Origin of the sequence: Streptomyces sp. NPDC002467, assembly GCF_042889825.1 — a bacterium.
Classification (GTDB): Bacteria; Actinomycetota; Actinomycetes; order Streptomycetales; family Streptomycetaceae; genus Streptomyces.
Map to the genome: position 1 here is coordinate 120,077 of NZ_JBIARJ010000016.1, position 18,213 is coordinate 138,289.

General features: G+C 72.3%; 16 protein-coding genes. 4 read left to right on the forward strand and 12 right to left on the reverse strand.

Annotated features, from left to right (window positions below; translation table 11 throughout):
• Positions 1 to 2 precede the first annotated feature (2 nt).
• The 3 genes from ACFYYJ_RS29355 to ACFYYJ_RS29365 form a co-directional block, all read right to left on the reverse strand.
• Positions 3 to 980, reverse strand: coding sequence for a carbohydrate ABC transporter permease (locus tag ACFYYJ_RS29355; protein WP_389137085.1), 978 nt, complete (start codon positions 978 to 980; stop codon positions 3 to 5).
• Between the two features lie 5 nt (positions 981 to 985).
• Positions 986 to 2,269, reverse strand: coding sequence for an ABC transporter substrate-binding protein (locus ACFYYJ_RS29360; protein ID WP_389136903.1), 1,284 nt, complete (start codon positions 2,267 to 2,269; stop codon positions 986 to 988).
• A gap of 173 nt (positions 2,270 to 2,442) precedes the next feature.
• On the reverse strand, positions 2,443 to 3,633 hold the full coding sequence (locus ACFYYJ_RS29365) for an ROK family protein (protein WP_385122944.1): 1,191 nt from the start codon (positions 3,631 to 3,633) through the stop codon (positions 2,443 to 2,445).
• A 128-nt stretch (positions 3,634 to 3,761) separates the two neighbouring features.
• Between ACFYYJ_RS29365 and ACFYYJ_RS29370 the strand changes: the two genes are divergently transcribed.
• Complete coding sequence (locus tag ACFYYJ_RS29370; RefSeq protein WP_389136907.1) at positions 3,762 to 5,882, forward strand: alpha-galactosidase; 2,121 nt, start codon at positions 3,762 to 3,764, stop codon at positions 5,880 to 5,882.
• A gap of 90 nt (positions 5,883 to 5,972) precedes the next feature.
• A complete protein-coding gene (locus ACFYYJ_RS29375) occupies positions 5,973 to 6,890 on the forward strand; it encodes an alkaline phosphatase family protein (RefSeq protein ID WP_389136910.1) in 918 nt (305 codons plus the stop codon).
• Here ACFYYJ_RS29375 and ACFYYJ_RS29380 read toward each other — a convergent pair.
• Positions 6,830 to 8,170: a DUF2252 domain-containing protein gene (locus tag ACFYYJ_RS29380; protein ID WP_385122934.1), complete on the reverse strand. Its 1,341-nt coding sequence runs from the start codon at positions 8,168 to 8,170 to the stop codon at positions 6,830 to 6,832. The genes ACFYYJ_RS29375 and ACFYYJ_RS29380 overlap by 61 nt on opposite strands.
• A gap of 245 nt (positions 8,171 to 8,415) precedes the next feature.
• On the opposite strand from ACFYYJ_RS29380, the gene ACFYYJ_RS29385 reads away from it, so the two are divergent.
• Together ACFYYJ_RS29385 and ACFYYJ_RS29390 are read left to right on the forward strand one after the other, a co-directional pair.
• Positions 8,416 to 9,792, forward strand: a complete 1,377-nt coding sequence (locus ACFYYJ_RS29385) for a hypothetical protein (RefSeq protein ID WP_389136913.1) — start codon at positions 8,416 to 8,418, stop codon at positions 9,790 to 9,792.
• 73 nt (positions 9,793 to 9,865) lie between these two features.
• On the forward strand, positions 9,866 to 10,252 hold the full coding sequence (locus tag ACFYYJ_RS29390; RefSeq protein ID WP_385361413.1) for a hypothetical protein: 387 nt from the start codon (positions 9,866 to 9,868) through the stop codon (positions 10,250 to 10,252).
• Here ACFYYJ_RS29390 and ACFYYJ_RS29395 read toward each other — a convergent pair.
• The 8 genes from ACFYYJ_RS29395 to ACFYYJ_RS29430 all read right to left on the reverse strand — a co-directional run bounded on the left by ACFYYJ_RS29395 (position 10,234) and on the right by ACFYYJ_RS29430 (position 18,150).
• Positions 10,234 to 11,295, reverse strand: coding sequence for a magnesium and cobalt transport protein CorA (locus ACFYYJ_RS29395; RefSeq protein ID WP_385361410.1), 1,062 nt, complete (start codon positions 11,293 to 11,295; stop codon positions 10,234 to 10,236). The genes ACFYYJ_RS29390 and ACFYYJ_RS29395 overlap by 19 nt on opposite strands.
• Before the next feature lie 39 nt (positions 11,296 to 11,334).
• Positions 11,335 to 12,174: a class II glutamine amidotransferase gene (locus ACFYYJ_RS29400; protein ID WP_389136918.1), complete on the reverse strand. Its 840-nt coding sequence runs from the start codon at positions 12,172 to 12,174 to the stop codon at positions 11,335 to 11,337.
• Between the two features lie 191 nt (positions 12,175 to 12,365).
• Entirely contained in the window at positions 12,366 to 12,569 is a 204-nt protein-coding gene (locus ACFYYJ_RS29405) for a hypothetical protein (RefSeq protein ID WP_385361406.1), read from the reverse strand.
• 80 nt (positions 12,570 to 12,649) lie between these two features.
• Entirely contained in the window at positions 12,650 to 14,053 is a 1,404-nt protein-coding gene (locus ACFYYJ_RS29410) for an aminobutyraldehyde dehydrogenase (protein ID WP_389136922.1), read from the reverse strand.
• Positions 14,046 to 15,362, reverse strand: coding sequence for a flavin monoamine oxidase family protein (locus tag ACFYYJ_RS29415; RefSeq protein WP_389136926.1), 1,317 nt, complete (start codon positions 15,360 to 15,362; stop codon positions 14,046 to 14,048). The genes ACFYYJ_RS29410 and ACFYYJ_RS29415 overlap by 8 nt, the downstream gene beginning before the upstream one ends.
• A 15-nt stretch (positions 15,363 to 15,377) precedes the next feature.
• Entirely contained in the window at positions 15,378 to 16,484 is a 1,107-nt protein-coding gene (locus tag ACFYYJ_RS29420) for an ABC transporter ATP-binding protein (RefSeq protein ID WP_385122919.1), read from the reverse strand.
• A gap of 5 nt (positions 16,485 to 16,489) precedes the next feature.
• On the reverse strand, positions 16,490 to 17,332 hold the full coding sequence (locus ACFYYJ_RS29425) for an ABC transporter permease (protein WP_385122916.1): 843 nt from the start codon (positions 17,330 to 17,332) through the stop codon (positions 16,490 to 16,492).
• Positions 17,329 to 18,150 (reverse strand): ABC transporter permease, encoded by an 822-nt coding sequence (locus ACFYYJ_RS29430; protein WP_385361396.1) that lies wholly within the window; start codon positions 18,148 to 18,150, stop codon positions 17,329 to 17,331. Before ACFYYJ_RS29430 ends, ACFYYJ_RS29425 begins: the two co-directional genes overlap by 4 nt.
• Positions 18,151 to 18,213 lie beyond the last annotated feature (63 nt).

Below are 18,213 nucleotides of genomic sequence, written 5' to 3' on the forward strand. Positions count from 1 at the left end.
TCTCACTCTCCGCTCCTGCCGAAACCGGTGAACCGGCCCTGCACCAGGGTCACTCCGACGATGAGGGCGGTCAGCACGAAGGCGCCCGCCGAGCCGAGACCGTAGTTCTGGCTGCCCATGGCGATGTTGTAGAGGTGGACCAGCGGGGTCTGCACCGGGGCCGTTCCGGTGCCCGAGAGCCCGCTGTTGAAGAGGTTGTAGAACTCGTCGAAGGCCTGGAAGGCGGCGATGAACAGCAGCATGAGGACGGCGACGGAGGTGTTGCGCAGCATCGGCAGGGTGATCCGGGTCAGGAGCCGCCGGCCGGTGGCCCCGTCGAGCGCGGCGGCCTCGTGGACCTCCCTGGGGATGGCCTGGAGCCCCGCGAGGAAGAGCACCATGTAGAAGCCGACCTGGAGCCAGAGGCGCAGGCTGACGAGGACGATCCAGTACAGCGGCGGCGAGCCGCCCTGCAGCCAGGCGACGGGCTCCGCTCCGAACCATCCGGCGATCGTGTTGGCGACGCCCGCCGGCAGGCCGTTGAACAGGCACATCTTCCACAGCAGGGACGCGGCGACGTACGAGACGGCCGCCGGTATGAGGAACGTGGTGCGCAGCAGGGCCCGGCCGTGCCGGATCCGGTGGACCAGCAGGGCCAGTCCGAGGGAGGCGGCGAAGGTGACCGGCACGATGAAGGCGGTGAACAGCAGGATCTGGACCAGCGAGCCGCGGAACGCCGGGTCGGACAGGAGGGTGCGGTAGTTGTCGAGTCCGACCCAGTGGCCGAGGGCGATGGTGCCGCGGGCGTCGCTGAGGCTGAGCAGGAAACTCCAGCCGATCGCCACGTACTTGAAGACGCCGAGCCCGATCAGCACGGGCGCGGTCAGCAGCACGAAGGCAAGCCGGCCGGAGCGGCCGGCGCCGGTCGCCCGGTTCACCGGCTTCACCGCGTGCACCGCGTTCACCGCCTTCACCGGCTTCACCGCGTTCACCGCATTCATCGGTTTCACCGGCCGAGCTGCTTGTCGATCTCGCTCTGCGCCTTCTTCACCGCGTCGGCCAGGAGGGCGGACGGATCTCCCTGCCCTCCGGTTATCTTCGCCGCGGCGGCGTTGAACGTGCTGCTCACGGCGGTGTCCCAGGTCCCCGGGTAGTGCTTGCCGTACTTGGCCGCCAGCTCCACGGTCTCCTTGGCCGCGCCCGCCGAGAGCTTCTGCGCGGAGGCCGCCACGGAGGTGCGCGGCGGGACGTGGAACCCGTAGCTCTCGGCGAAGTCCTTCTGCAGGTCGGACTGGCCGACCCAGAGCCACTGGACGAACTTCTTCGCGGCGTCCACGTGCTTGCCCTTGGCGTTGACGCAGCTCGTCCAGCCGCCGACGCGGACGACGGGAGCGGCGCCGGCCTTGAAGGCGGGCCACGGCAGCACGCCGTAGTCGTCGCCGAGCGCCGTGGAGACGGCGGGCATCGACCACAGCCCGCCCCACTGCATCGGTACGACGCCCTGGGTGAAGGCGGCGGGGTCCCACCAGTCCGTGGTGAACCCGAGGAGCAGGGACTTGTCGTCGTGCAGGCGCTTCAGCCCGGTCAGTGCTTCGAGCGCCCGGTCGGATCCGAAGGCCACCTTGCCGTCGGGGGTCACGAGGTCGCTGCCGTTGGCGAAGGCGGCGATGCTCGGGGAGTCGCCGATGCCGTCGTTGCCGACGAACAGGCCCTTGTTCTTGTCGGTGGTCAGGGCCTTCGCGGCGGCGACGAGGTCGTCGAAGGTGGCGGGCGGGGTGATCCCGGCCTTCGACAGGGCGCTCTTGCGGTAGTAGAGCATCATGACGTCGTCGATCATCTTGACGCCGTAGAGCTTGCCGTCGACGGCGACCGACTCGACGGCGTTGGTGTTGAAGTCGCTCTTGGCGCTGCCGTACACGTCGTCGAGCGCGGCGATCTGGCCGCGGCGGGCGAGGGCCTCGCTGAAGTCGCCGATCTCGAAGACGTCGGGCGCCGATTCGGTCAGCAGGGTCGCGTTGAGCTTGGCCGTGTAGTCGCCGGGCACCCAGGTCACCTTGACGGCTATGTCCGGGTTGGCCTTGGTGAAGGCGGTCGCGTAGCGGAGCACGGCCTGCTGGGTGCCGGCCTCGCCGTAGGCGTGGTACCAGACGTTGAGGGTGGTCTTCGCTCCGGAGGAGGAGCCACCGGTGGGGTCGGTGCTGCAGGCGGTGGTCAGGACCGTTCCGGCGGCGACGAGCAGCGATCCGGTGAGGAATCCGCGTCGGCTGAGCTCTGGTCTGCGTGCGCTCATGTCGCATTTCCTTCTGTGAGGGGTGCTGAGGGGACTGAGGGGGCGCGGTGCGGACGTGCTGTGCTTCCCGGCCGCCCGCCCCCGCCGGTGCGCGCGGGGGAAAGGGGCGGGCGGCGATCGGGGGTCGGAGGGGCGCACGCGACGGCTGTGGGGGCGGGTGTCCGCCGTCCCCGTCAGCCGGCGCCGAGCGTGGAGGGGGCGGCCGGCTGTGGGAACAGGGCCTGGATGGCGACGGCGGCGCCGCCGCGGGCCCACTCCTCCCACGGCAGCGGGCGCAGCGACAGGGAGCACCGGGACGCGGCGCCGAAGGCGTGTGCGGCGTAGGCGTCCTGGATGTGGCTGCCGAACAGGTCGTAGGTGTCGACTCCTTCGCCGCTGACGACGACCCGCTCCGGGCCGACGAGATTGACCAGTGCGGCGATGCCGACCCCGATGGCCTCTCCGGCGCGGGCGAAGGCCTCGCGTGCCGCGGGGAGGCCATCGCGCGCCATGGCGACGGCTTCGTCGAAGGTGAGAGCGGGGTTCGCGGTGGACCGGCGGACCGCTTCGACGATCGCTCCGGTCGAGGCGATGGCCTCGACGCAGCCGCGCGCGCCGCACCGGCAGCGCGGACCGGACGGGTCGACGCAGATGTGTCCGACCTCGCCCGCGACTCCGTGCGCGCCTCTGAGGAGGTGCCCGTTGACGACGAGCGCGGAGCCGATGCCCGCGCCGATGGTGACCAGCGCGAAGTAGCCGGTGCCGATGCCCTCGCCGAACCAGTGCTCGGCGACGGTCAGGGCCCTGACGTCGTTCTCGACGGTGACCGCGAGGCCCGTGGAGGCGGCGAGCAGTTCGGCGAGCGGGACCTCGCGCCAGCCGAGCAGGCCGGAATGGCGCAGCCGGCCGCTGTCGCGGTCCACGTCCCCGTTCACGGCGACGCCGAGGTGGCGGGTGCGATCACGGAACGCCGGTTCGGAGTCCAGGAGTTCGTCGACCAGTTCGGCGACGAGGGCGGCGACGACCTCGGGGGCGCACACGTCGAGGTGCCGGACGGCGGTGGTCCTGATGCCGGCCCGCAGATCGCATACGGCGCCGAAGACCTGGTCGGAGCTGATCTTCAGGCCGATGAAGTACTCCCGGTCGGGCGCGACCGCGAGCGGGTTCACCGGCCTGCCGGCTCCGGGCGCCGTGCGCTCCGGGGGGAGTTCGTACAGGTAGCCGTCGTCGATGAGCGGTCTGGCCGCCTTGGTGACGGCCGTCGAGGAGAGCCCGGTGCGGCGGGCCAGTTCGACTCTGCTGAGCGGGCCCTCCGCGAGGAGCAGGGCGAGGACCGCGGTCTCGGCGGGTGCGCTGACCAGAGGCTGGGCTTGATGTCGGAACACGGGTGAAACGTAGAGCAAATAAATAACTTCTTCCAGTATTGATTCGGGAGTTGGGCCGGCCCTACGCTCGGGGCCCAACTCCGCCTGCAGACAACCGCGTTCATATCCGCACGTCAGGGGATCCATCCGTGCTCGCCACGCTCCCGCTCGTCACCTTCGATCCCGACCCGGGCCTCGCGGTGCTGCGCACGCCAAACAGCGTGTACGCCCTCCGTGTCGGCGCGGACGGCAGTCCCCGGCACGTGTACTGGGGTGCGCCGCTCGACACCGGCCTGCTGTCCGAGCTGCCGGAGGCGGTCTCCCCCGCCGCGAGCAGCTTCGAGGCCGACGCGGCCGCCGACGAACTCGCCCCGCAGACCGGGGCGCGCTTCGGGCCCGCCGGTCTCCAGGTCCGCTTCTCCGACGGCACCCGGGGCGTCCAGTGGCGCTTCGCCGGCCACCGCGTCGAGGGCGGTGAGCTGCGGCTCCTCCTCGACGACCGGCACCGCCCGCTGCGCACCGAACTGTGCTACCGCGTCCGACCCGGAACCGACGTCATCGAGCGCTGGACGGAACTGACCCACACCGGGACCACGGACGAACCCGTCTCGGTCGGCCGGCTCGACTCGGCCGCCTGGACCGCTCCCCCGCTGGCCGACTACCGGCTCAGCCATCTGGTGGGCGGCTGGAACAGCGAGTTCCAGCTCCGGCGCGATCGACTGCCCGTCGCCGAGACCGTGCTGACGAGCCGTAGGGGCCTCACCGGACACCACGCCTCGCCCTGGCTGGCCGTCGACGACGGCACCGCGACGGAGGAATCGGGCGAGGTGTGGAGCACTGCCCTTGCCTGGAGCGGGAGTTGGCGCGTCACGGTCCACCGCGACCCGGTCGGCCGCACCACCTGGACCGGCGGTTTCGGGCACGAGGGGATCGACTGGACCCTGCGTCCGGGGGAGAGCCTGCGCACTCCCGTGTACGCGGGCCTGTACACGCCGCAGGGCTTCGGTGCGGCGAGCCGTGCCTGGCACGACCACGTACGCCGGCACGTGCTGCCGCAGCCCGACCGGGACCGGCCGGTCCTCTACAACTCGTGGGAGGCCACCGGGTTCGACGTCCACGAGGCCGGCCAGATGCGGTTGGCCGGGCTGGCCGCCCGCGCCGGCGCGGAGCTCTTCGTCCTGGACGACGGCTGGTTCGGCACCCGCCGCGACGACCGTTCCGGACTCGGCGACTGGACTCCGCGGCCCGAGGCCTTCCCCCGCGGACTGCGGCCGCTCGCCGACGAGGTGCACCGACTCGGGATGGCGTTCGGACTGTGGGTGGAGCCCGAAATGGTCAATCGGGACAGTGAGTTGTACCGGGCCCACCCCGAGTGGGTCGTCCACTCGCCGCGGCTCGACGCGACCGAGCTCCGCAACCAGCTGGTGCTCGACTTCGGGCGGCCCGAGGTCGAGGCCTGGGCCCAGGAGACGCTCGACCGGCTCGTGCGCGACCACGACGTCGACTGGCTCAAGTGGGACGCCAACCGCGCCTTCACCGAAGCGGGCCGGCACGGCCACCCCGACCCGGACCGGCTGTGGATCGACCACACCCGGGCCGTCCACCGGATCATGGACCGGCTCCGTTCCGCCCACCCCGGTCTGCGCATCGAGGCGTGCGCGGGCGGCGGCGGGCGCGTCGACCTCGGCGTCCTCGCCCGTACCGACCAGGCCTGGACCTCGGACAACACCGACCCGGTGGACCGGATCGGCATCCAGCACGGCTTCGGGCAGCTCTTCCCCGCCCAGGCCATGGCCGCGTGGGTCACCGACAGCCCGAACGGGGTCACCGGCCGGCTCACCCCGCTGCGGTTCCGCTTCCACGTCGCGATGGCCGGGGCCCTGGGCCTCGGCGGGGACCTCGCCTCCTGGAGCGAGGAGGAACTCGCCGAAGCCGCCGGACTCGTGGACCTGTACAAGCGGATCCGCCCGCTCGTCCAGCGGGGACACCAGTACCGCGTCGCCCCGCCGACCGGCCCCGTGACCGCGGTGCACTACGCGGCGCCCGACGACTCCGCACACGTGGTCCTCGTATGGCGTCCCACGGCCCGCTTCGGCCATCCGCCCGCCCCCGTCCGGCTGCCCGCCCTCGACCCGGGGGCGCGGTACGTGGACGAGGACCTGGGCCGGGTGCACAGCGGCGCCGTGCTGGTCCGCCAGGGCATCGATCCGCGGCTGCCGGCGGGCGACCACGCCAGCAGCCTCATCCGGCTCCGCCGGGTCGCCCCCTGACACCGCATGACGCTCACGCGCGCCGCCCGAACGCCACGCCCCGCCCCACCCCGACGCCCCCACCCGCCCACGACACCCCTGGACCGGCCCATGGACGACAACGACCCGAACACCGCCCGCGTACTGGTGGTCGGCATCGACGGGGTGCGCCTCGACCTGCTGCCCGAAGTCGACACGCCCCACCTCGACGGGATCGCCCGTACGGGCTTCCTGGCACCCGTCGAGGTGGACGCCGACACCCCCACGATGTCGGGCCCGTGCTGGGCCACGGTCGTCACCGGGGTCGGCGTCGCCAAGCACGGGGTGTGGGGCAACCGTTTCGACGGCCACCGCCTCGACGTGTTCCCCGACTTCACCACCCGCCTCGCCGCCGACTGCGGACGGCGCACCTTCGCCGTCGGGGGCTGGGAGCCGCTGTTCCTCGCCCGGCAGGGCGGCCCCCTCTTCGCCGCCCCCACCCGGCTCGGCTACGTCGCGCCCCGCGAGGACACCCCCGGGGCGTGGGAGGAGGCGGACGAGCGGGTGACCGCCGACGCGGAACACCTCCTCGGGCTGGACGAGGAACTGCACGCCGGCTTCGTCTACCTGGGCGCGGTCGACGAGACCGCCCACTTCCTCGGCTGCGGTCCCGCGTACCGCCGTGCGATCGAGGCGGCGGACCGGCGCCTCGGCCGGCTCCTGGCCGCCGTACGCGCTCGCCCCGGCCACCCGGGCGAGCGGTGGACGGTCATCGTGGTGACGGACCACGGCCACCGCGACGAAGGGGGCCACGGGGGACGCAGCCCGCTGGAGCGCACGGCCTGGATCGCCGCGTGCGGGCCGGGCCTCTCCCCCGCCACGGCGCCGTCGTCCCTCCGCCACGCCGACGTCGCCGCCCACGTCTACACCGCGCTCGGCATCACCCCCGACCCGCACTGGACCTTGGACGGCGCCGCTTTCACGTCGGTTCAGACGCCGGTGATGGCGGTGACGGAGCCGTCGGCGACCGCGGCGGTCAGCAGGGCGTGATCCGCGGCGGTCCGGTCGGCGTAGCCCAGCGCGAAGTCGGCGACCGCCCGGTCGAAGGTGTCGGCGTTGCCCAGGTACCCCGCGATGGCGATGCGGTCGCCGGAGCGGGCGTGGGCGCGCGCCAGCGCCCGGCCGCACAGCCCGGCGTACTGACCGAGGACGGCCCGGGACATGCTCGCGACATCGGCCGATCCCTTCATGTCGCGCAGCTGTCGGCCGTAGAAGTGGCGTCCCTCGGGGCCGGTCATCCAGCCGAGGAAGATGTCGCCGGTGGCCTGGAGCAGCCGCTGGCCGGCCACGACCCGGTGACCGTGGTGGTCGTGGCCGCCGGCCGGGAGGTGGCCCTCCAGGACGGACGGTCCGGCCTCCTTGATCTGCAGGAAGAGCGGGTCGTCGTCGTCCCGGCCGGTGAGCAGCACGATGTGGCAGCGGGTGCCCACGCTCCCGACCCCGACGACCTTCCGTGCCACGTCGACCCGCCGGTAGCGGTCCAGGAGCAGGCGGCGCTCCTCGGGGAGCGTGCCGCGGTACTCGTCGAAGATCTCGCCGACCTGCTGCGAATCGGCCCGGCCGAGCGGTTCCAGCAGGGGCGGGTCGTGGATGATGCGCCGGCCGCCGTCGCGGACCTCGGTCAGCTTCTCCAGGGCGCGCAGGCTCGTACGGGTGCGGGCTCGCGCGAGTCCGGCCTCGAACCGGCCGCGCAGCTTGGGCTTGCGGATGAGGGGCAGCAGATCGGCGGTGTCGATCCGGTGGTACCAGACGTCCAGCTCGCCCTGCCCGGCGAGCTCCCTCATGGTCTCCCGGTAGGCCCGGGCCGCCGCGAGGGCCGATTCCCGGGCCCAGTCGTCGCCGTGGCCGTTCTGACGCGCCGCCACCGCGACGCTCGCGACGAGCCGCTTGACGTCCCACTCGAAGGGGCCGGGCAGGGTCTCGTCGAAGTCGTTGAGGTCGAAGAGCAGGGCGCGTTCGGGTGAGGCGAAGACTCCGAAGTTCAGCAGGTGCGCGTCCCCGCACAGCTGGACGGTCAGTCCCGTGTCCGGTCGGGCCGCCAGGTCCGCCGCCATGACCGCGGCCGCCCCGCGCAGGAACGCGAACGGCGAGGCCGCCATCCGGCCGTAGCGGATCGGCAGGAGCTCCGGGACCCGGCCGACCGCCTGCCGCCGCAGGACCTCGACGGGATCGGGGCGCTCGGGCGACACGGTCCACTGACCGTGCGAGGCACGGCTGAGGATCTTGCGGACGGCCCGCCCGCTTCGGGACCGCTCGGCCGGACTGCTCATGCTCCGCTCCTTGTCACCGGTCCCCCCATCCTGAGCGCACCGTGCCCGGCGCGCACGTCACCGCCCGCGCGAGTGCCCCTGCGCCCGGATCCGCTTCCGCATGGATGAATCTTCAACGTATATGAATCGGGCGTGAGTTGGCCGGATCCCGAGGTGACCACCGTTGTGCGCACATGGCATGATCATTCGGACGTTACCTACGAGTAACGGCTCCTCCTCCCCCACGATCCGAAGGTCACTCCGACGTGCGCACGCTCGCCCGACGCCTCCTCCTCCCCTGCCTGACGACACTGGCGCTCACCGCCACCGCCTGTTCCTCCCCCACCCACACCGGTTCCGCCGACCAGCCGAAGAACCCGACCGCCTCCGCGTCGACCAGCGCAGGCGACGGCCGGCTCGACGTCGCCTCCGCCCCCGAGGGATCCGCCGCGCCGACGGCCGTGGCCCGCGCCCGCGCCGGCCAGGGCCGGCCCGAGAAGTCCTCCCTGAAGGTCGCCTCCTACGACAAGGCGAGCGGCCGCGCCGTCATATCGGCCACCCCCCAGGAGCACACCGCCTCGCCGAACCCCGTCGCGGTGGACGACGTCATCGCCAGCGCTCCGGCGCCCGGCGCCCCCGACGGTCTCCTCGCGAAGGTCACCGAGGTCGTCGGGAAGACCGACCGCGGCATCGAGGTGAAGACCGCTCCCACCACGCTGGCCTCCGTCCTCAAGGAGGACAAGGCCGACGGCAAGGTCCCCGTCGACCCGGCTTCGGTCACCGTCGAGCCGCTGATGAAGGGCGTCACCTTCTCCTGGGCCAAGGGCCAGGACGCCCGGTTCGGGCCCAAGGGGGCGGAGCTGCCCCTCGGCAGCCTGCGCCTCGACGTGAACGCCGCGGTGGACACCGCCGAGGGTGCTCCCGTCTCGGCCGGCGCCTCGGTCTCGGGCTTCGTACAGCTCGCCCCCAAGGTGGAGTTCGCGTACGACGGCACGCCGGGCGGCGGCGCGGGCCCGCACTCCGCCTTCCTCGGGATGAGCGGCGACTGGTCCTCGCGGTGGGAGCTGAAGGGCCGCGCCGCCGCGAGCACCGGGGCGCCCAAGCGGATCCCGTTCGCCACGCTCCGCAGCGCTCCGGTGATCCAGGTCGGCCCCGTGCCCGTCGTCGTCAACCTCAGCCTGACCTGCTACGTCCAGGTGGAGGCCGACGGCCGGGTGACCCTCGACGTGCAGCAGGACGTCAAGGGCGACTTCCGGGTCGGCGGCGGTTACACGGCGGGCAAGGGCTGGGCCCCGGTCAGCACCTCCGCCGTGAAGAGCTCGCCGGTCAAGGCGGGCGTCACCGCCACCGGGCGGGTCAAGGGCGCCCTCGGCGCGGAAGCCTCCGTCGGCCTGTACGGAGCGGTCGGCGTCAGCGCCGACTTCGCGCCCTACCTGCGCGGCGAGGCCGATGCCAAGGCGAACGCCTCCACCGACGGCAAGGCATCGGTGTCCGGCGCGTGGGCCCTGTACGGCGGCTTCGACCTGAGCGGGCAGCTCCACCTCCAGCTGTCCCTGTTCGGTACGCCGGTCTTCGAACGCCGCATCCCGCTCGGCTCCCTGAACCGGGAGTGGCCCCTCGCGAACGGCGCCGTCGCCCGGTAACCGGCCGCGGCCCGGCAGGACTTCGTGTGCGACGCGGCCCCATCTGCCCTGATCCGGGGCTACGCTCCACAGGATGGAACGCGCAGAGGTACTCAAGCGAGTGATCGGCATCCTCACCGAGGCCCAGGAGATCCGCCGGGCCGCCGAGGCCGGTGAGGACGGTGGGGACGTCGACGGACACGAAGGCGACCTGGCGGCGACGGCCGGGGTGGCCACGACGCTGCTGAACGAAATGCTGCCGTCGATCAGCGTGCCCGCCGACGCGTCTCCGCAGCAGGTGGCGACCCTGGTGGCCGAGGCCCTCGGGCCGGCGCTGCACACGATGGTCTCCGGATTCAGCCTGGCGTTCACCAGCCTCGCCATCGCGCACGACGACGGGCGGACGGACGTCTCGGCGATCGAGGTGCTCCAGGAACTCGCCCTGGAGATCGAGGCGGGGACCTACGACGAAGGGCCGTAGGCACCCGCCCGGCTCCGGGGCGGGCCCGAGGGCTCGGGCATCAGCTGTCCCGGGTGGCTGCGCCGCCGGCGCAGCCAGACGTACAGCAGCAGGCAGGGCAGCAGCAGCCCGGCGAGGGTGAAGGCGAGGAACGCCGTGAAGCTGCTGATGTGGGCGACCATCCACCCGAAGTTCTGCCCGAAGAACCCGACGACGAAGGACAGCGGCAGGAACACCGACGCGAGGACGGTGAGCCGCTCCATCGTGGCGCTCTGCCTGAGGTTGATCTTGTTCTGTTCGACGGAGATCACCGCGATGTTGGCCTCCAGCACGGTGGTCAGGAGGTCGCGCTGCGCGGCGACCTCCTCGTTGACCAGCAGCAGGTGGTCGTGCACGTCGCGGAAGTAGGGCAGCAGCGCCGACGGTGACTTGCCCGGCTGGAGACGCCGCCCGAGCACGGCGAGCAGCGGGTGCACGGCCCGGTAGAAATCGGTGGCCTCGCGGCGCAGGGAGTAGATCCGCTCGGTCGGCGCGACCGCCCCGGAGAACACCGTGGCCTCGATCTGCTCGATGTCGCGTTCGAGCTCTCCTACGACCGGTGCGTAACTGTCGACGACCTGGTCCAGGATCGCCCACAGCGTCGCGGCGCTGCCGTTCTTCAGCAGTTCGGGGCGGCTTTCGAGCCGGCTCCGGGCACCGTGCAACTCGCTCGCGATGCCCTGGCGCACGGTGATCACGAAGTGTTCGGCGAGGAAGACGCTGATCTCGCCGGTGTCGATCTCCTCGCGTTCGTCGTCGTAGCGGGCCGTGCGCAGGATGATCAGCTCGGTGCCGTCCTCGTACTGCTCGGCCTTGGGCCGCAGGTGGTAGGCGGTGGCGTCCTCGACCGCGAGTTCGTGGAGCCCGAAGATCTCCCGGATGCGGGCCAGCTCCTCGGGGCCCGGCTCGAAGACGCCCAGCCAGACGAACCCGCCCGTCGTGCAGCGCGCGGCCGCCTCCTCCAGCGGCATCGCGCCTTCGTGCTGGCGCCGCCCGTCCCGGTAGTGTGCGCAATCGACGATCATGGCCTTCCTCCCTCGTGATCGCGCGGCGGTCCCGGCGGTTCAGGAAACCTCGGGGACGAAGGGGAAGTAGTCGTCCCCGGAGTCCGACGGGATGACCGCGTAGCTGGCTTCCGGGAGCTCGTTCCAGACACCGGGCAGGTCTCCCAGCGGCTCGGAGACGACGATGCGGGAGGAGTCCGACACGTTGTTCAGGTAGTCCAGTTCCGGGTACAGACGCCGTACGGTCTCGGCCTTGCTGCTGTAGAACAAGGACCGCGTCTTGCCCTGGCTGGAGTACCGGAAGGCCCACACGCGGCTGCCGTCGCTGACCGCCACCGTCATCTGCAGGGGGTCGGCGACGCCGTGCTGGGCGCCGAGCCGCTCCACGAGACCCGCCATCCTGGCCACCGAGCCCGGCACGTCCTGGTCCAGCCCGAAGGTCACCGCGAGGTAGAACATCACCTCCGAGTCGGTGGAGCCCTCGATGGACGGGAACAGGGCCGGGTCGACCGCCATGTACAGGTCGCGCTGCAGCCGCTCGAACTCCGAGATGGCACCGTTGTGCATCCACAGCCACCGGCCGTGGCGGAACGGATGGCAGTTGGTCTGCTGGATGGCCGAGCCCGTCGAGGCGCGCACGTGGGCGAAGAAGAGGGGCGAGCGCACATGGGCCGCGAGTTCCTGCAGGTTGCGGTTGTTCCAGGCGGGGCCCACGTCCCGGAAGATCGCCGGTGTCCTGTCTCCGTCCGCGGTGTACCAGCCGATTCCGAAGCCGTCGCCGTTCGTGGATTCCACGCCCATCCGGGCGCGCAGGCTCTGGTTGATCAACGAGTGCTCCGGGCGGTACAGCAGCGTGTCGAGGAGCACAGGCGAGCCGTAGAAGGCCAGCCAGCGACACATGCGCATCACCTCTTTCGTGGCCGGCTTCGAGCCTAACCCCGCATGCGCTCACGCCGCCGCAGGCACGGCTCCGGCTGCGCGGTACAGGTGATCACCGCGCCTTCCCGGTTACGTACGGCGGCCGGACCGACCCTGCCCCGGCCCCGGACGTAGGGCCCGGGGCCGGGACCGGTGGTGCGCGGTCCGCCGGTTCAGCCGTGCTTAGGGCTCACCCAGCGCGTCCCCTTCCCGCTCTCGTTCTCGGGCTGCTGCGGGCGGTCGAGGCGGCTGGCCTCGTCCGTGTCCGCGGCCGCCGTGCGCCGGTCGTCCCGGCGGTCGGCGTGCGGCTTGCGGTGCCGGGCCTGCTCGCTGTCGTCGTGCAGCGGCACCCCGCCTGCTCCACCCTGCTCGTCCATCGTGGGCCTCCTCCCGTTCCGGACCCCCGCGGGGCGGCTGCCCGGCTCCGGACCCACGAAACCCGCGGCCTCGGCCGGGGTCACAGCATGACGTGCTTGGCCTGCGTGTATTCCAGGAGGCCGGTCAGGGAGAGGTCGCTGCCGTAGCCGGAGTGCTTGACCCCGCCGTGGGGCATCTCGGAGACGGTGGTGCCGTGCGTGTTCACCCAGACGATGCCGGTGTGCAGGGCCCGGGTGGCACGCATCGCACGGTCGTGGTCCTTCGTCCAGACGCTCGCGGCCAGACCGAGGCGGACGCCGTTGGCGAGGCGCAGGGCCTCTTCCTCGTCCGTGAAGGGCTGGGCGGTCACGACGGGGCCGAAGATCTCCTCCTGCACGATCTCGTCGTCCTGGCGGGCCCCCGCGACGACGGTGGGCGCGTGGAAGAAGCCGGGGCGCGGGAGCCGCGCACCGCCGGTGACGATCTCGGCGTGGGCGGGCAGCCGCTCCAGCAGACCGCGGATCGAGGCCAGCTGGGCGGCGCTGTTGAGGGGGCCGAAGGCCGCGTCGCGGTTCGACGGGGTGCCTGCGGCCTCGGTGAAGGCCGCGAGGAACGCGTCGTGCACCCGATGGTGGACGAGGAGCCGGGTGGGCGCGGTGCAGTCCTGGCCCGCGTTGTAGTAGGCGACCTCGGCCAGTGCCACGGCGGCCGCCTCGATGTCCGCGTCCTCGTGGACGATGACGGGGGCGTTGCCGCCGAGCTCCAGGTGGACCCGCTTGAGATCGGCCGCCGCGGCGGCCGCGATCTCGCGTCCGGCCCGTACGCTGCCGGTGACGGCGATCAGGGCGACCTCGGGGTGGGCGGTGAGCGCCCGACCGGTGTCGCGGTCCCCGCACACGACGTTGAGCACGCCGGGCGGGAGGTGGGCGGCCGCGATCCTGGCCAGCAGGACGGCCGAGGAGGGGGTCGTGTCCGCGGGTTTGAGGACGGTCGTGTTCCCGGCGGCGAGGGCCGGTGCGATCTTCCAGGCCGCCATCATCAGCGGGTAGTTCCAGGGGGTGATCTGGGCGCAGACGCCGACCGGTTCGCGGCGCAGCAGCGAGGTGCGGCCCTCGGTGTACTCGGCCGCGGCGGCGCCCGGCAGGCTGCGTGCGGCGCCCGCGAAGAACCGTACGGTGTCGGCGATCGCGGGCAGTTCGTCGGTCCGGAACCGCTCGGCGGGCTTCCCGGTGTCCGCCGTCTCGGCGGCCGTCAGCTCGTCCGCGTACGCCTCGATCGCGTCGGCGACGGCGAGCAGGGCGCGCTGGCGCCCGGCCGGGGTGGTCGCGGACCAGCCGGGGAGGGCCGCTGCCGCCGCCGCGCAGGCGGCGTCGGTGTCGGCGCGGCCGGAGCGGGGGGCGCGGCCGTGGACCTCGCCGGTGGCGGGGTCGGTCAGTTCCATGGTCGCGCCGGAGGCGGCGGGGAGGTCGGCGCCGCCGATGTGGTTGCGGAGGGCGTCAGCCACGGCTCAGCACCTCCCGGGCGGCGTCGCGTCCTGTGCGTACGGCGCCCTCCATGTACCCGGCCACCCACTGGTCGGAGCCGCAGACGTAGAAGGGCGGTTCGTGGGTGCCGTGCAGGGGGCCGACGGCCATCACGTCCCCGGGGGTCCACTGGGTGACGTAGCCCTGGGTCCACGGGTCGGTGCCCCACAGCCTCAGATGGGTGGTGAGCGGCCGGTGGGCCTCCTCCCCGTAGAGGCGGGCCATGTCGGCCAGCAGCTCGGGGGTGCGCAGCGGGCCGGGGATGCCGAGCAGTACGCCGTAGCGTTCGGGCGGGATCAGGGCGGAGAGGATGCCGTCGCTCTGCGGCCAGGTGCTGCCGAGGACGCCTTCGCATTCGGAGAGTCCGCTCAGGCCCAGCTCCCGCCAGAACGGGGTCTCGTAGGCGGCGGTGAACTTGGCGGCGAGGGCGTGGCGCTGGCGGTGGAGCGAGGCGAGGCGGGCTTCGGAGACCCCGCTGACGGCGACCGAACGCAGCGGGCCCGCGGGCAGGGCGCTCACGACAGCGGCCGCGGTGAGGGTCTCGCCGCCCGCGATCCGTACGGCGCACCCCCTCGGCCGGCGTACCGCGACCGCTTCGACGGGCGCGCCGGTGCGGACGCGGGCGCCGAGGCCCTCGGCCATGCGCAGGGCGACGGTGGCCGAGCCCTCGGCGACCCGCAGTCCTTCCCAGGCCTCGTAGTCGTAGTGGCCGGGGCCGGGTACGGCGGCGTTCTTGCGGAGGGCGGCGAGCAGCGAGGTGCGTTCGTACGAGCCGTCGGCGAGGGCGAGCCGGCCGATCTCCCACAGGCGTACGACGGCCGGGCCGGCTCCCTGGGAGCGCAGCCAGTCGGCGACGGAGAGCCGGTCGAGGGCGGTGGCGTCGGGGTGGGACCACGGGTCGTCGGGGTCGACGGTCCGGGCGAGCTCGGTGAAGGCGGCGGTGACCTTCCGGTGGCGGGCGTCGTCTCCTGGCCGGAACCAGTGGGGCGGGTCCCCGGCCGAGATCCCCTCGGGGGTGGCGCGGGCGAGGGCGCCGGGCTCGGCGACGTAGCTGGGGACGAGGGTGAGGCCCAGTTCCGCGGCGAGGGCCGTGTAGCCGGTGTGGGCGCGGCCGACGACCTCGCCGCCGAGCTGGACGAGCCTGCCGTCGGGGAGTTCGGTCTGTTCGACGCGTCCGCCGACCCGGTCGCGGGCCTCCAGGACGAGGACGTCGGCTCCGCCGGCGGCGAGGTCGCGTGCCGCGGTGAGGCCGGCGAGTCCGGCGCCGAGCACGATGACGTCGTGGTTCATGAGGGGTGCCTCCGGTCAGGCGTCGGCGTGGTCGAGGACCAGGCAGTGTTCGGGCTTCCAGGCGATCTCGACCTGCTCGCCGCCGCTCCAGCGGTCCTCCATGCGGGAGCGGACGGTGTTCTGTTCCAGCACGGACACCGTGACTCCGGGGGCGAGTTCGATGAGGTAGGTGGTGGTGGGGCCGGAGTAGACGGTCTCGCGGACGACCCCGCCGACGGTGGCCATGCCCGGTTCGAAGTCGGAGAGCCAGATCTTCTCGGGGCGGATCGACAGGCTGACGCGGCTCCCGTCGGGTACGCCGGGCCGGGTGCCGACGGGCAGGGCGGGGCCCTCGTCGAGGACGACGCGGCCGGCCCGGTAGGTGCCGGGGACCAGATTGGAGGTGCCCATGAAGGAGGCCACGAAGCGGCTCGTCGGGCGCTCGTACACGTCCTCGGGGGTTCCGCACTGCTCGATGCGGCCCTCGTTCATGACGGCGAGGCGGTCCGACATGGTCAGGGCCTCGTCCTGGTCGTGGGTGACGAAGACGAAGGTGATGCCGACCTCGCGCTGGATCTGCTTGAGCTCGATCTGCATCTGGCGGCGGAGCCCCAGGTCGAGGGCGGCCAGCGGCTCGTCCAACAGCAGGACCTGGGGCCGGTTGACCAGGGCGCGGGCCAGGGCGACGCGCTGGCGCTGGCCGCCGGAGAGGGTGGGCGGCTTGCGGCCGGCCAGTCCGCCGAGCTGTACGAGGTCGAGCATGTCGGCGACCCTCTGGCGGATCTCGGCACGGGCGACGCCCTTGCGCTTGAGGCCGAAGGCCACGTTGTCGGCGAGCGAGAGGTGGTCGAAGAGGGCGTAGCTCTGGAAGACGGTGTTGACGTTGCGCTTGTTGGGCGGGAGGCCGGTGACGTCCTCGCCGTCGAGCAGGACGCTGCCTTCCGTGGGGTCGGCGAAACCGCCGGTCATCCGCAGCAGGGTGGTCTTCCCACAGCCCGAGGGGCCGAGGAGGGAGAAGAACTCACCCTGGGATATGTCGAGTTCGACCTCGCGCACGGCGTAGGTGCCGGCAGCTCCGGGGTACTGCTTGCTCACGCGGTCGAGGCGTACGGCGGGGGTCGGGTGCACGGGTGTCGGATACATGCGGATCACTTCCCGGAGAGCAGGTCGAGGCCGCCGCGGCGCCCCATCAGGCGCGGAATGGCGAGCGCGAGGACGATCAGGGCTACGGATCCGGCCAGCATGAGCGTGCCCACGGCGTTGATGGTGGGTTGGACGCCGAACCTGATGGCCGAGTAGATGCGGACGGACAGCGGCTGCGGGTCGACTCCGGTGGTGAAGTAGGCGAGGACGAAGTCGTCGAAGACCAGGGCGAAGATCAGCACCGCGGAGGCCAGGATGCTGGGGAGCAGCGCGGGCAGGGTCACGAGGAAGAGGGCCTGTCGGCGGGTGGCGCCGAGGTCCATCGCGGCCTCTTCGACCTCCGGGTTCAGGGCGGCGATGCGGGAGCGCAGGATGACCGTCACGTAGGAGATGGAGAAGGTGATCTCGGCGAGCATCACGGTGGTGGTGGACAGGGTGATGCCGAGGCCCTTGAAGAGCATCATCGCCGCGACGCCGGTGACGATCTCCGGGGTGATCAGCGGGACGAGCATGACCAGGCCCGCGAGGGAGCCGAGCCGGGAGCGGGCGCGGACCAGGCCGAGGGCCAGGGTCACGCCGAGGACGAGCGAGCCGGCCATGGCGACGAGGGACACCTGGAGGCTCATGCCGAGCGAGCCGATCAGTACGTCGTCGTGGAAGAACTCCCGGTACCAGCGGAGGCTGAACCCGTCGAGGACGGTGAGGGACTTCTGCGCGTTGAAGGAGAACAGGGTGACGACGCCGACGGGGAGGTAGAGCAGCGCGAAGAAGAGCACGGTGACGGCGATGGCGAAGCGGGGCCGGCGATCGGCTCCGCGGCGGCGGCCGCTGCTCCGGCGGAGCTTCATCGGGCGGCCTCCGCTTCGTCCTTGCGGGCGCGGCGCAGGTATCCCAGCATGCCGAGCAGCAGGACCGCCATGAGCAGCATGGTCAGGGCCGAGCCGAGGGGCCAGTTCTGGCCCTGGAAGAACTTGTCCTGGATCAGGTTGCCGATCATGATCTGGTCGGGGCCTCCCATGAGCTGTGCGCTGACGAAGTCGCCCATGGCGGGCAGGAAGACGAGGACGCAGCCGGCGGCGGCGCCCTGCCGGGTGGCGGGCACGGTGACGAAGAAGAAGGTCCGCAGGGGGCCGCCGTAGAGGTCGCGTCCGGCCTCGATGAGGGAGGTGTCCATGCGTTCCATGGCCGCGTACAGCGGGATGATCATGAAGACGACGAAGCCGTAGACGAGTCCGGCGATGACGCCCGGGCCGGTCTGGAGGATCTTGGTGCCGTCGTCGGCGAGGCCGATCGAGCGCAGGGCCTTCAACAGCGGCCCGTCGTCGGAGAGGACGACGGACCAGCCGTACATGCGCACCAGGTAGTTGGCGAAGAACGGTACGACGATCGCGGCGATCAGCAGGTTCTTGAACCGTCCGCCGCGCAGCGCGATGGCGTAGGTGACCGGGTAGGCCACGGCCAGGCAGATCAGGCAGGTGACCAGCGCGTAGCCGAGGGAGCGCAGCAGGACGGTGCGGTAGGCCGGGTCGGCCAGTGCGGCGAAGTTCTCGAAGTTCAGCCCGAAGCGCGGGTTTCCGAGCGGGTCGGTGGTGCCGAAGGCGAGGGTCGCCACCAGGAGGAGGGAGGCGACGAGGAACCCGCTCATCCAGAGGGTGCCGGGGAGCATGAGCCCGCTCCACAGTCTCGCCTCCGAGGCCGCCGGGCCGCCGCGCGGCGGGCGGGCGGCTCC